The organism is Paenibacillus sp. Marseille-Q4541 (assembly GCF_018310695.1).
In the GTDB taxonomy this organism is placed as follows: domain Bacteria; phylum Bacillota; class Bacilli; order Paenibacillales; family Paenibacillaceae; genus Paenibacillus.
In genome coordinates, this window is the sequence record NZ_JAGXCY010000032.1 from 1 (window position 1) to 13,308 (window position 13,308).

The window sequence follows — 13,308 nt, forward strand, 5'->3', positions numbered from 1 at the left end:
TACATATACATAACATTTATCAATACATAAAATATACCATTTATTAGTTTCTGGATATTACATAGATTTATGGCAGGAAGACGCAAATATGTAGTTACTGGTCGAGTATCAAAATGTTTGAGGTTTAGATATAATAGCCAGTGAGGTGGTGAATATGTATATGTTTTTTGAAAAGTTCTCAAATAATCGATTAAAGAAACTTACCCTCACTGAAATCAAGATTCTACTTTGGCTTACAGACTTGATTCGTTGGAACATTTCTCCATTGCATCAATATGTCATCAGACTTTCCGATTTATCTGAGAGAATGAACCATAAAAATATTAAATATACAGAGTTAAAATCGACTTTTATCCAACTGGCCGAAACCGAAATCTTAGTGCAAGAGCGGTCTCTAGAATTCGAGAAAAGGTTGATTGAAAATATCGAGATTCCTAGCAGATCCCAAGTAATTAGCTTCAAGATGCATGCTGCCATAGAAATTCTGTTTCTTAGACTCGCCAAAATGTTTAATACCGATGAAATAAACTTACTGCTGAAAGCCAAAAGTACTTTTACTATCAAATTGTATACTCTTGTTCGTGACAGCGTGTGGAACGGTGATATTGTTACTATCGAAGAATTAAGAGAGATGTTAGATGTACATGATCAATACCCACGCTATGCTAACTTTAAAGCAAGGATACTGGTGCCAGCTTCTGAAGAAATTAAATCTCTCCTTGGCTTGTCGATAAATTTCATCGAGCAAAAATCAGGAAATCGAATAAATAGTTTGCAAATCCAACTATCCCGTTCCATCTCGCATGCTCACCTGGATATCAACCAGGACTACTTTTTGGATCAAGCCAAGCTTTTCACAAAGTTCATTGATGCCAAGCTTACTCCGGACCTCTATTCCAAGTGGCTGCAAAAAGGAGAATATGCTTTTATTGTTGCACTTGATTATGTTCAAACTCGAATTGGATCAATCCGGCAGCCGGTGCCGTATTTATCAAAACTTATTGAGACTGAAAACTTTGGACAAGTAATAAACGGACTGAGACCTGAAGAATACCTGCTGATTCGTGGCTTCCTGGATCCCTTCAGGAATATTACCAGTGTGACTCCTCAATTTGTGATAGAAAAGGAATTTAGACAGTACTGCGAAGACAATGGATACGAAAGGAACACTCTTCAGCTTTGGCTCAAGGCTAAGGACAAGATTATCAATGATATCCATGGTTTTGTAAGCAATAATCGAAAGAAAAAGCACCCCAATCATACATAGGGGTGCTCCAATAAGTATTCATACAGCTCTCGTACATACTTCTGCTCAAAATCCTCCGGATCAAGTGGCCGAAGATTTCGGCTCCTGCGTATTTCAAGTGTTCTGTGAATTTCATCAACAACCGCTTGAGTCATGTCACTACGCATTTTTTTCTCTTCAGACTTTTTCGCCTGATCCATCTTTTCCTGATGATTTTCAATCAGCCGGCGCAAGCGGGCATTCAAATGAGGAATCGATGTCTCAAAATCATAAAGATCTTCCTCCTCATATCCTGCTCCGTTATTCACAAAATCCTCCCGGATTGCTTTAACCATATAACCGCTTATATTGTCAATGCTCGCCTCTTGTTTAGTCTCATAAACATACTGAATATTGGCTTTGACTCTCTTTTCGCCAAATGTTTTAAGTAAGTCTTCAGCAACAGACTTTCTTACACCGAAGCGAGTCAATAAAGATATCGCTGTGACACCTTCTTCAAATAAATCAGGATCCTTTTGCAGCAACTTTTTACGGTGATTTTGTTTTATGTAACAAGTAATTGCGACTACCTTATGTCCGACTTTTGTCTCCTCAAAATCAAAAGAAATATCGGTCTTCTCAGCCAGCTCCTCTTGTGTTTTTAAAAGTACCCGCTGCTTTAGGTGTCCATAATGCGTTAATTTGCCTGGTTCAATCTCGAGTAAGTTACGAAGCTGCTCAAGTGTGAACCTTCTCTTTCCAAAATTGAGATAACGTTTCAGCAGTTCATACATCCGAATCGAGTATTTACTTCTAAGGACCAGAACGTTAGCTAATTTATATCGGGTAAAGTCCTTCTTAAGCTTCAGTAGGTAAGGCTTCAACTGAGGCGAGAACTCTAATTCAACTACACCTTTCCGATGGTGATAACGAGACGCGGAAAGCCAGTTTACCACTAGCTCTGATTCCCCATTATTTTCACGGATAACGAGTGTTTTTCGCTGCAGCCCAGTTACAACTTCTCTTATTTTCTTATAGAAGTTCTTTTCCTGCAGATCTAGAATATCAGCAAATTCTTTCACTTTAACAAAATGAGTTTTAAAATCCTCATCGTCTGGTTGAATCAAGGATATAAGTGTATAGATTACTCGTGATTCCTGCAGGTCCAGGTTAAGAGGCATTTCGATCAATGCATTTGATTTCGTAACGATGTACTCGGGTGAAATAGATGTTGGTTCTAGGTCGAATTCTAACTGCTCTGCTTTCATTTCTCTTAACCCTCCCTTTAAAATTACTATAAATAACCGGTTACTGATTTTCCACTCCTTTATATGTGACAGATAAAAGTAAATAACTTCCTTCAGTAACTGAACTTCTGTCACAAAAAGAGGAGTTTTTTAACCGAACATTGCTAAAGAGTTGAATTTTCTTTCTTATAATAGAGTGCTTTTATGCTTTCTAGAACGTAATTATCACATAATGAGGAGTCTCTTTCTAGTTTTCTGTCACATAACGAGGAGTTTTTTGAATCATATACGCTTAGCTGTCACAAATAAAGGAGTAAATAAAGCAAACTATCACATTTTAAGGAGTAGTATTTACTTTCTGTCACAAACTTAGGAGTAAAACACATTACCTGGTGACTTTCTTTACGTATGCCATCAAATTTGCAGGAATCGGCCTTTGTCTGTCACAAATAAAGGAGTTGTTTTCATAATTATCATTTCCTAGCTGTCACAGTGTAGGGAGTATCCAATCACAAGTGTCACAAAATTAGGAGTAATCAACCCTTACTGTCACAATAAAAGGAGTAAATTTTATATCAGTATCTCTTTGAAACAACCTAGACCAAGATCAGAGAAGAAATCATTCGTATATATATAATCGGTAACGAATTGGGTGAAGTTTTACTATATCTACTCCTCTAATTGTGACACCTCTACTCCTTTTATTGTGACGGCTCACTCCTACAAATGTGATACTTTACTCCTCTAACTGTGACATCTATACTCCCCAAGTTGTGACTGTTAACTCCTTATCTTGTGACAGCAAAGTGCTAGAAAGCCCGTCAATTCAATAGATTCATAGACCTGTAAACAAGCAATCAATTTGTTAATCATTTTAAATAACAAAACAATATTAATAAACAAACAGTATGCGACATAGCTTTTTTCAATTCTTCTTAATTTCTTTTTCTGTCACAAAATAAGGAGTGGAAATATGTAGAACTTTGAAGGTAATATATTAATATATATATTAGAATGAATTCAATAACTGTTACATAAAAAATAAAGCCCTCATTCTAGTCAACATTTGCTGTCCGCGGCCGCCAAGCATAAGACAGTAAATGTGAGGAAGTAAGGACTTCATTCACATTAATTAGATTATGGCTATTTTAGCATAGTCTCAAAACTCTGTGAAGGTCACCTGCTTTGTTCATAGGGCGTTAGAGGAGTATTCTTATGATCAACAAGAATCTAAAAGGTACACAACATAAGTTAATGTATTATCGGTATAGGCCAACGGGTACAGAGACACCTAAAGTGAGAAAAGTCGACGGTGTTGAACAAATCTACACCGAAAAAGAATTAGAGAAAATCTATATTACAGAAGATAATGTGCGTAAGTTCAGCTTAGACAAGCACGGGCAGCCTATTCCCTATGTAGATGGTCACGTTACTATTCTGAGCAATTATATCTTTGACTATTGGAGTCATTTTCTCGGTGCTGAGGGTGTGGCTCTATACGCTCATTTGAAACGCTACTGCTATGGGGATAAAGATTACTGCTGGCCAGATCTCAAACTAATTAGCTTGAAAATGAACAAGAGTCGGAATACGATTAAAAAGTTTTTAGGCACTCTTGAGCGATATGGTTTCGTACTTGTCTTCAATGTTCAGAATGCAGACATGAATAATATGGAGGAAAGTCCCCTCTATAAGGTTCGTAAGCAGGTCCCTTTCCTGCCCCAGGAGCTCTATGAGCAGCTTCCGACTGAATTAAAACTTGATCACGATAAGTACATGCAGGGGATTGTTGCGAATTTTGATCAATTTCTCAACCTGAACCCAGCCGTTGACTACTTAGAGATTTATGATGATGTTGTTAAACATGGCACTGTAGTACGTAAAGAAAAATCAGTGCTGCAATTGGAAAAGGAAGCACTCAACAAGATAAGCTTACTCGAACAAGAGCGTACCGATGAAGACACAAAGTTATGGGATCAAGTATTAAGTGGAATAAGTACAACTCTTTCCCGTCCTTCTTTCGATACTTGGTTTAAAAATACTTTTGCTATTAAGCGAGGACAAGTGCTTACAGTATACTCTCCAGTCCCCTTTACAAGGGATTGGCTAAGAGAACGGTATAAAGATACGATTTTACAAATTGTCTTGCCTTTTGCCTGCGATATCAGCGAGATACACTTTGATTGTGTACAGTTAGATTAGTAAAACAGACCTCATGGTCTGTTTTTTTATGTAATTGTCCGCTTCTCAAAATCTGAAATGCCGACTATCAAATTTTTAGAAGCCGCCTCTCAAAATTTGAGTAGCGGGGTATAAAAATTTGAAAAGCGTCGTCTCTCAATTTTTGAGAGGCGGTTTAACTAATAAATCTCGCCTCTCAATTTTCGAGAAGCTGCCTTTCAAATTTTGAAAGGCCTATTCGCTAGTCAATAACTGAGAGGCCCTCTCTGAAGATTTGAGAGAGTTTGGATCAGATGTTGAGAGACCCTATCTCATATTTTGAGAACAAATAAATACAATTAAAAAAACGAAAGAAGCACTACAAGTAAGAAAAACGATATTATACTCCTACAACATTATTGAGTGGATGAAAAAGATATGCATAAAAAATAAAAAAGATTGCTAGTTAGTTATTTAGCAATCTTTAAAAAAATTCTCATTAGATTATGAGCTAACTGAAACGATGTCCTGAACACTTACCCAATGCCATTCATCTCGATTAGTGACAAATTTAAATTCCCTTTTGTAAGCATTTATCAAAACAACGAACCCGCTCAGATGTATGTCTTTATATTCATCATATAATTGCAAATTTATACGCCGATGTTGATGAAGAGACTCTGCAAGTGCGAGTTGGATGAGCTCTACCTCTTGGGAATCTAGAATTGGTTTTGTTTTTTTGTTTTCTTCAACCTGCTGCCGTATTATTACCTCTTTATGCTCCGGGAGCATCATTCGACTTGACTCCCATAATCCGTTACCTTCGAGTTTTTTTCGAGTTGTCATTTGAAGTGACCTCCTATTTTATCAGATCGGTCGACCGCTTGGCCCGCTGCCGTTTTGGAAACAGCGCGCATGACAACTGTATCCCCGTACTTCTGCTTTAGAGCATCAGTAACTCGTTCAAGAGCCATAGATTTCTCACGACCGGAGTCAAACATGGATACTTGGTATTCATTATCAGGTGAAAGCTGAGACAAACTGATACCCACCCTACGAATCGGGAAGCCATCCCAAAATTGATCTAACAGCTTGCAGGCCCATTGGTAAACTTGATTGGTTATATTCGTCGGGTCTTCCATTTTAAGTTGCCTAGAAAAGCCTGTAGGCCGGTCAAAATCAGCGCCTAAGCATCCTACTGACACTACGTTCCCCATTAACCCAAGTGTACGGCAGCGTTGGCAGACTAGCTCCGTCAACTCCAGCAGAACAACCTTAATTTCATCAATGGTTCCGTAGTCTCTGGGCAGGGTCATCATATGGCCGACTGATTTAGGTGCATCTTGGTGAGTGCCAGGGCGCACTGGACTATCATCGATCCCGTTGGCTATTCTCCAGTACATCTCTGCCTGAATGTCAGAATTTTTTCCGAACTTACGACGCATCATATCCTTAAGCCTGGATAATGGCGTTTGAGCGACACTTCCGATCGTAGTAAGTCCCATTACTGTAAGATGCCGTTTCATTCGGCTCCCTACCATAAACATGTCGCTGACAGGTCGCTTCCATAACGTCTCTGGTAGCATCTCTTTGGTTAAAGTGTAGACTCCTGCAGCATTCTTTTTCGCATAATTATCACACGCGGTCTTTGCAAGTATTTTAGTATTGGATATTCCAAATCGGGTGTACACTCCTGTTGCTTCTTGGACATGATTTTGTATTAAACGGGCCAATTCTTCAGGTGTGCAATCAAATAGGTGCAGGCTCCCGCTGACATCTAAGAACTGTTCATCGATACTGTACGGCTCCACCAAATCAGTATAAGACTTGTAGATTTCGGTGATTTTCATTGAGACATCAATATATTGCTGCATGCGTGGTTTAACGACCACAAGGTCCGGACACTTAGCCAGTGCCTCCCCTAGTCTTTCAGCAGTAGTTATTCCTTTAGATTTGGCAATGGGACAAGCAGCCAATACGATTCCTGAACGTCTTTCAGGATCACCGGCTACAACGAGCGGCCGATTTTTGTACTCCGGATGCTCTGCCTTTTCAACACTGGCATAGAACGACTGACAGTCAGCTAACATAATGACTCGCTCTTTCGTCTTCATAATTGCTCTCTCTCAAACCCAAGGTAGTTGTATGAACGTTGCTCAATTTCTGCTTCAATCAGCCCCCAAAGCATAGACAACTTTCTATGGTATCCCTTGCTTACATACTGCAATTCAACGCCATGATTGGTCTTACGATACTCATACACCTTTAAATTCTTTTCTCGCATTAGCTTTCGAGCTGAGGTCAAATCACTCATTGCCGCATTTTGTAACCGTTCAATCATCACTCGAGTCAATTCCAAGGTTTTGATATCGGACCGACAAAGGAGCTCCCAGTCCTTCTCCAGTACATCGAGTAGTATCGGCAATAAAGCATAATCCTTAACAATTTTGATATCGTCTGAATTCAGCCCAATACTCAACATTACTATCCACCCCACATTAAGAACGTTTGTTTGTATTATATGCGAACATTAGTTCTTTTATCAATGTAAAATATAGGGGGTTCCCTTCTAACATATAAAAATAAACTTGAATTGAAAAAAGCTACCCATTTAAGGGTAGCTTTTGACAAATTATCGGATTTAAAAGATATAAAGGTCAAAGTCAAATTCAATTCCTAAATCATTGGCGAAAGAAATTGTGGTCGTATCTAGATATATTGCTGGAGTCTCGTTTTCTTCAATTTTAATAACAATAAAAAATTTATAAAACAAGTTATAAGTCCTTTTTAACTTGAGTAATTCTTCCTTTTTGTCATTCAGAATAGATATTAGCTTATTTAATTGTAAATTGATATCCAAGGACTCCTCATATTCCGTAGCTAGACTCCATGCAGTTTCTTTTCTATAAAGGTCTCTGTTTTTTATTTTGTCACCTTTGGAGTAAAATTCTGTTGGTTCAATTTGCAGTTGGTTAGTTATATTCTGCTTAGTAAAATTTTCACCTATAATTGCGAACTCAGCCATAACAGTTGTTATATCGTTCATTTTAACACTTCAGCTCCATATATAAATAGTTAGTCGATATAGTGTCCTGTTCGTATACCTTCTCCTTTTCCTCCTTTTCTAAAGATCATTATTTCACCAGTTTTCTTATTTGAATAGAGATCATATTCTGCTATCTTAGCTTTTCTACCTAAAAATTCCCGCTTCAGGTCATGTGCATCAATTTTTTGTTTTTTTAAATATTTATCATCCAATTTTTTAATATCAAGCCCACATTTAGTGTTATGGACCCAGATTCCAAGATCCGTTACATAATACGTATGGTAATCAGCAACCGTAAAGTTGTATACGGTAACTGGTTTTCCAAGTTTCAAAAATTCTACTTTATCTATTACAAGGTTGCTTCCATCTGCTTTTTGTAGTTTGTCTCCTACTTGAAGTTCATCTGCAAAAATCCAGCCTTTGTCTTCAACCCAAAATGGATGGTTGTCTGTTGTTTCTATGATTTGTTTTCCAACGTGCAATTTAATGATATCGTCACGCTGGTTTTGGTATAGACCTGTTACTTCCTTGTAGGCCAAATCTCCTTCTGCATTGTATTCGTCTTTAGCGAGGACCTTATCACCGACTTCAATGTCTTCAATATTCTTCTCTCCGTTTTCTGTAAGAACCTTGGTACCTGCTACAAAACAGTTACACCCCTTAACAGCTTTGGGAGTTTTTTTGCCAGATGATTTAATTGCTTTATATATCCACTGGCCTAATTTAAATATCCACCTAAGTTCTCCGGAAGGATCAACAAATTTGACCGGGTTATTACCTACGTAGTTGTATCCATTTTGTGTAGTTGGTTCAAAAGCTGAGCCTGGCATAGGATCTTTTGCAAGAAATGTAGCTGTATTTGCGTCATAATATCTAGCATTTAAATAATATAATTTTAGTTCTGAATCATATCGATACTCTTTGTAACGGTAAGGATTAATATTCGCTAAATCTCCTTCTGAACTAAGTACATTCCCCCAAGCATCGTATTCGTAGCTAGCAACAATGTTCTCATTTGAATCCGTAATATTTACAATATTTCCTTGCCCATCTGAATGGTAATAGTATCTTGCCTCATCAAAATTAAACCCAACTAACTTTTTATTTGAATCATAGAAATATTCAATAATGACATTTCCTTGATCGTCTGTCTCGTATTGAACAAGATCGTCACCATTATAATAATAATTGCGGACACCTTGACTGTTCTCTGTACGAATTCGTTTACCATCTTCATTGTAACTAGCCTTAAAGATGGTGGTATTGCTTTCCTTACTTTTTACTTCAATAAGTTGGTCTAACTTATTATAAACATATTGATATTCTTCATTCTCAATAAGATTACCATTACTATCATAATTATATTTCTTATTATTCACAGTATTTAATTGGTTTGCGCTGTTAAACAAAGATACTATACTTTCAATTTCTGTTCCTTTATGAATTTCTTTTAAAGTACGATTACCAACTTTATCGTAGTCATACTTGATAAATGTCCCATCTGCAAGCTCTTCCTGAATAAGCTGGTCCTTATTATCATAAGTATAAACAATCTCCCCTCTAGGAGAATTAATTCCTACAATTCGGTTGTTTTTATCATAGCTGTATTGGTACTCACTGATGATGGAGTCATCTGACTTTAAATTACGATGCAAAGTAACATTTTTTGACAAATCATAATCGATTTTTGCTGTAGTCTTGTTACCTCTTGTTCCCGCTACCTCATAACCAGCTTTGTTATATTCATAAGTAGCAATTACTTGTCCATTAACTTTCAACTCGGTTAACTGATCAACATTGTCTAAACCGTATTCAATTTTTGTTTCAGCAGCTCCGTTTGAATACTCCAGTGATTTAAGAAGGCCATTCTCGTAATATCCAATTTGAATATCAGAACCTCTATCCTTAATATTTGAGATTGCATTATTTTGATCATAGTTGTAGACCTTATTTCCATTCACAGTCTCGAGATTAAGATTTACATCATAATGGTAGGAGAAGAGGAGTTCGTTATTCACTCTTGTATGAACAAGTAAATTCAATTCATTATACTCGTGAACGATTGTATCTCTGTTTGGTGTAATTATTTTAGTAAGGTTTCCGTTTGTATCGTAATCATATTGATATTGGTTACCAAGTGAATCAGTTGTATTCTCTAAGTTTCCAGATTTGTTGTATTTATAGTCCCTTGTTTCTCCATTGGGATACGTTGCTTTGTTTATATTCCCTAGATCATCATAATCGTAGGAAGTGGTGCTTCCGTCAGGCTCTATTACTTTCGTCAATTGGTTGAGTTTATTGTATTTAAATTGTGTGGCATTTCCTTCGCCATCAGTTTTGTTTATGATGTTTCCTACTGAATCTGTTATTTCAACTGTCGTATTTCCCTTTGGATCGATAGATTTTTCAATGTAATTATTTGCTGCATCATATTCATAAGTTTCTTTGGTACCATCAGGTAGTATAGATTCAATTAAATTTCCATAATCGTCATAGTTATAAGAAGTAACTTGATTCTTAGCATCAGTTACCGATTTTAAATCTCTTCCATTGGGGTAATAGATGTTAGTTATTCTGTTTCCTCTCTCATCGGTCTCTGTGAGAACACGTCCAAGATTATTGTAGGTATAGGATTTTACATTTCCTGCTCCATCAATTTCTTTTAGGACATTGCCTTTCTCATCATACTGCAGTTCATGTACATTCCCTTTGGCATCCGTTTTCAAAAGAGGATTAAGATTCTCATCATACGTAGTAGAAGTTGTTTGTCCTTTAGCATCAGTTATTGATTTCACTGCATACTCTGCATTAAGAAAATAATTTTCTATATTCCCTTTAGAATCTGTAACAATTGCTTTGTGATTTTTTGTATCAATAGCATAGGTTGTTACACTTGTTGAATCCTTGTAAGGTTCCTTAACCGTTTCAATTACATCCTCACCAACATAGGTGAATTCTGAAATTCCGCCATTTGGATCAGTAACTTTCCAAATTAGTCCTTTGTCATTGTACTGGAAATTGGTTCTTTCAAATGTATCGATAGTTTCATAATAATCCACGTTCTCCAAACGCTTGTTTGAATCGTATGAATATTTTGTAATTTCTCCTTCGACAATAGCAGAATCCACCATACCCTGAGCATTATAAGTAAATTCCAAAATCCTTCCTGAAGGATCAACAATACTTCTTAATCTTCCTTGATCATCATAATTATAAGTTAATCGGTTATCATTTAAATCTTCTTCATAACTGATTCGAGCTTTTATGATACTTACTTCCGAATCACTCTCTAGTGCCTCAAAGTAGGTTCGATAGCCATATTTATCTGTTATAACATATCCCGTGACAGCACCTTGATCATTTCTTTGTTGACTAAGATTCAAATACTTCCCAGGCGGTGAACTATATGTTCCTTTGCTAGAATCGTACTCAAAATAATGTGTAGTGCCATCGGCTTCTGTATAAAAGACCCTACCTGTTTTATGAGCATCAATCAGGGTCTCTGACCCGCTGTTTGACCATCCATATCCAAATGGAGATGCTTCTTTCGATTTGGAATTATACGTCCTTGTAAATTCGAGCTTAACATCTCCTCTTCCAGTTAGAGAAAAGTCGTTGTATTCAAGAATATTATTTCCTGTCCCTAAATTTGTATAATTTACTCCGGAATTTAAAGCTACGCTATCGAAGGTCCAGTAGTCTTCTAAACCCAGTCGACTAGCCGAAGTATAGGTAACACTTAAAAGTGGAGTATATTCTGTGTTAACCGTGTCATCACCAGATATGAATTTTTTATACGTATTCGTTGTTTCTGACGTACTCTTTAATAGAAAACCGATATTGGAGTCAGGCTGATTGATCCATTTCTCAACCATGTAAGGTGTTAACGACCATTTGTAATTGACGTCAAGCGGTGTTAACGCCCCCCACAGGAACGGTAGTAACTTGAGAAGCGTTAAAATCTCCTCCTTGTGTCGACCAAAGCTTGCCTGCATCGGCATACATCCAAGATGCAGAGTACTCCGTCCAAGGAGTATTTATGGCATGTAATGAAACATTCATATTAGTATCATTGGACACAGCAGCTAACCATAAGTTTAAATCTGCGGTTATGATATCCACGCCCTGAGGTATAGAACTTACATTAAATTTCAACAAGGATCGAATGACATTGTTTTGAGTTGAACTTTTATAAAGACCTACACCAAGGGTAGTTTCCGTTGGAGCGGTTTGTTTAGGGAACTCGCTTCTAATGTTCGTATCAGTTACAGCATATTGAGGCTGGAACTTTACGATTGTTGGGTCCAGAGTTACAGGATATTCACGCTCCTGATCAAGCAACCATTCTTGATTTGGAACAAGATCCAAGTAAAGCTGATTATTTTCGGAGCGGACATCATAATGAATATCATAGGATATTGCTTCCTCTGGAATGCTGTTTACTCCCGATACTTCTTTATATCCATCAGGCCGGAATGAATCAAACATCATAGGAGCTTCAATATAATATTGAGTTTCCCCTGACTCTTTATCTACCAGCAGAATGGAACCGTTCTCTTGCTCTTTATAGGTCAGATTACCGAGATCTAGTGAGAAACTGTAGATTACTGGATTATCTAAGTTTGCTGGACGCTCTTTCAAAATGATTTCTTCTTTAATACGGTCATTGCCAAGGGTGTACTTTAGATCTGCGTTTTCAAATATTTCCGGATACACCACTTCATTTTGATCTACCTCTGCAGGTGTTTCCTCGGCGGTAGCAGATAACTCTTCTTCGACTGGGCTTAAGTTGATTTCGTACTCATCTTCGGAGATCTGTAGTAGTTGATTGGTCGCGGAGAAAGTGCTCTGTAAGTCAACACTTAATGGGTGTTCATCTGAAACAATCTTGTTCGCTTCTTTTTTAAGCTCATTCTTAATAGGCATCCATTTCTTTATGGTCTCATCGTAGTAATGAATAGGAATCGGTGAAATATCTGTTGTATACGATCCATCACTGTTTAAGTATGTTTTCGAGTATTCATCTCTCTCTGTAGCAACCTCAATTCTTTTTGGTTCGTCTGGTGCGATTAAAGACCCTCCAGTATCAGTACTTTTGTTTTCATTGGATAATGCGATGACATCGGGACTCAAGATTGTGGTCGTTAACAATGCGCTGGCAATTGTAAGCGATATCATACTTTTGAAATTCTTTTTCATGTGTCAGCTCCTCGGTGTTTTTTGAATCACATCTAAGTTAAATTTGACCAAAGAAAGGAATAACTTTAGATGAAAATTCAGGTAATATATTAGAATAATATATGAAAAATATGGAGTTTACAATTAATAGAATTTTCCAAATAAAAACAGTTAAAACCTTCGAATTCAAGGATTTAACTGTTTTTATTAAGTGAATATTACTAATAAATTCATGTTTACATATTAAATACCAGTGTGATTTATTTCTCCATACAAGCTATGGTTCTAGCTGCATATTCATTCAGTAAAGCATCAAGCTCCTGGGATTTTTTAAGAACATATTTTGACTTAATCCCTAGTCGCTTCTCAGCTCTATTTAAACACTCGCGTTTCCTCTCTATATCCCTCAGTAACTCTTTCAAGGTTTTAGCCATTCCGGATCCCCCCATTTT

At 37.0% G+C, this 13,308-nt stretch carries 10 protein-coding genes; 2 read left to right on the top strand and 8 right to left on the bottom strand.

The features are described from left to right. Window positions 1-160: 160 nt before the first annotated feature. Window positions 161-1,267 (top strand): replication initiation protein, encoded by a 1,107-nt coding sequence (locus KFT32_RS22005; protein ID WP_205055030.1) that lies wholly within the window; start codon window positions 161-163, stop codon window positions 1,265-1,267. On the opposite strand, the gene KFT32_RS22010 is transcribed toward KFT32_RS22005, so the two are convergent. Beyond that, window positions 1,258-2,493 carry a replication initiation protein gene (locus tag KFT32_RS22010; protein WP_205055072.1) on the bottom strand — a complete coding sequence of 412 codons (1,236 nt, stop codon included), beginning with the start codon at window positions 2,491-2,493 and terminating at the stop codon, window positions 1,258-1,260. The genes KFT32_RS22005 and KFT32_RS22010 overlap by 10 nt on opposite strands. Before the next feature lie 1,194 nt (window positions 2,494-3,687). On the opposite strand from KFT32_RS22010, the gene KFT32_RS22015 reads away from it, so the two are divergent. Then, a complete protein-coding gene (locus tag KFT32_RS22015) occupies window positions 3,688-4,674 on the top strand; it encodes a DnaA N-terminal domain-containing protein (protein ID WP_205055029.1) in 987 nt (328 codons plus the stop codon). Between the two features lie 462 nt (window positions 4,675-5,136). On the opposite strand, the gene KFT32_RS22020 is transcribed toward KFT32_RS22015, so the two are convergent. From KFT32_RS22020 to KFT32_RS22050, 7 genes are all read right to left on the bottom strand, one after another. Further along, window positions 5,137-5,478, bottom strand: coding sequence for a YolD-like family protein (locus KFT32_RS22020; RefSeq protein ID WP_090727313.1), 342 nt, complete (start codon window positions 5,476-5,478; stop codon window positions 5,137-5,139). Then, window positions 5,475-6,746 carry a DNA polymerase IV gene (locus KFT32_RS22025; protein ID WP_205055028.1) on the bottom strand — a complete coding sequence of 424 codons (1,272 nt, stop codon included), beginning with the start codon at window positions 6,744-6,746 and terminating at the stop codon, window positions 5,475-5,477. The genes KFT32_RS22020 and KFT32_RS22025 overlap by 4 nt, the downstream gene beginning before the upstream one ends. Then, a complete protein-coding gene (locus KFT32_RS22030; protein WP_205055027.1) occupies window positions 6,743-7,114 on the bottom strand; it encodes a YhjD family protein in 372 nt (123 codons plus the stop codon). The genes KFT32_RS22025 and KFT32_RS22030 overlap by 4 nt, the downstream gene beginning before the upstream one ends. Window positions 7,115-7,273: 159 nt before the next feature. After that, entirely contained in the window at window positions 7,274-7,678 is a 405-nt protein-coding gene (locus tag KFT32_RS22035) for a DUF4279 domain-containing protein (protein ID WP_205055026.1), read from the bottom strand. Window positions 7,679-7,707: 29 nt separating this feature from the next. Further along, entirely contained in the window at window positions 7,708-11,673 is a 3,966-nt protein-coding gene (locus KFT32_RS22040; RefSeq protein WP_211749624.1) for a polymorphic toxin-type HINT domain-containing protein, read from the bottom strand. Further along, window positions 11,585-12,877 (bottom strand): DNRLRE domain-containing protein, encoded by a 1,293-nt coding sequence (locus KFT32_RS22045; protein WP_211749625.1) that lies wholly within the window; start codon window positions 12,875-12,877, stop codon window positions 11,585-11,587. The genes KFT32_RS22040 and KFT32_RS22045 overlap by 89 nt, the downstream gene beginning before the upstream one ends. Before the next feature lie 239 nt (window positions 12,878-13,116). Beyond that, window positions 13,117-13,290, bottom strand: a complete 174-nt coding sequence (locus KFT32_RS22050) for an aspartyl-phosphate phosphatase Spo0E family protein (protein WP_205055024.1) — start codon at window positions 13,288-13,290, stop codon at window positions 13,117-13,119. Between the last annotated feature and the right edge of the window lie 18 nt (window positions 13,291-13,308).

What these genes read in the sequence shown, in the direction of transcription:
- KFT32_RS22005 (WP_205055030.1), top strand. Translation starts at nt 161, where the DNA reads ATGTTTTTTGAAAAGTTCTCAAATAATCGATTAAAGAAACTTACCCTC.
- KFT32_RS22030 (WP_205055027.1), bottom strand. Translation starts at nt 7,114, where the DNA reads ATGTTGAGTATTGGGCTGAATTCAGACGATATCAAAATTGTTAAGGAT.
- KFT32_RS22025 (WP_205055028.1), bottom strand. Translation starts at nt 6,746, where the DNA reads ATGAAGACGAAAGAGCGAGTCATTATGTTAGCTGACTGTCAGTCGTTC.
- KFT32_RS22050 (WP_205055024.1), bottom strand. Translation starts at nt 13,290, where the DNA reads ATGGCTAAAACCTTGAAAGAGTTACTGAGGGATATAGAGAGGAAACGC.
- KFT32_RS22045 (WP_211749625.1), bottom strand. Translation starts at nt 12,877, where the DNA reads ATGAAAAAGAATTTCAAAAGTATGATATCGCTTACAATTGCCAGCGCA.
- KFT32_RS22015 (WP_205055029.1), top strand. Translation starts at nt 3,688, where the DNA reads ATGATCAACAAGAATCTAAAAGGTACACAACATAAGTTAATGTATTAT.
- KFT32_RS22010 (WP_205055072.1), bottom strand. Translation starts at nt 2,493, where the DNA reads ATGAAAGCAGAGCAGTTAGAATTCGACCTAGAACCAACATCTATTTCA.
- KFT32_RS22035 (WP_205055026.1), bottom strand. Translation starts at nt 7,678, where the DNA reads ATGAACGATATAACAACTGTTATGGCTGAGTTCGCAATTATAGGTGAA.
- KFT32_RS22040 (WP_211749624.1), bottom strand. Translation starts at nt 11,673, where the DNA reads ATGCAGGCAAGCTTTGGTCGACACAAGGAGGAGATTTTAACGCTTCTC.
- KFT32_RS22020 (WP_090727313.1), bottom strand. Translation starts at nt 5,478, where the DNA reads ATGACAACTCGAAAAAAACTCGAAGGTAACGGATTATGGGAGTCAAGT.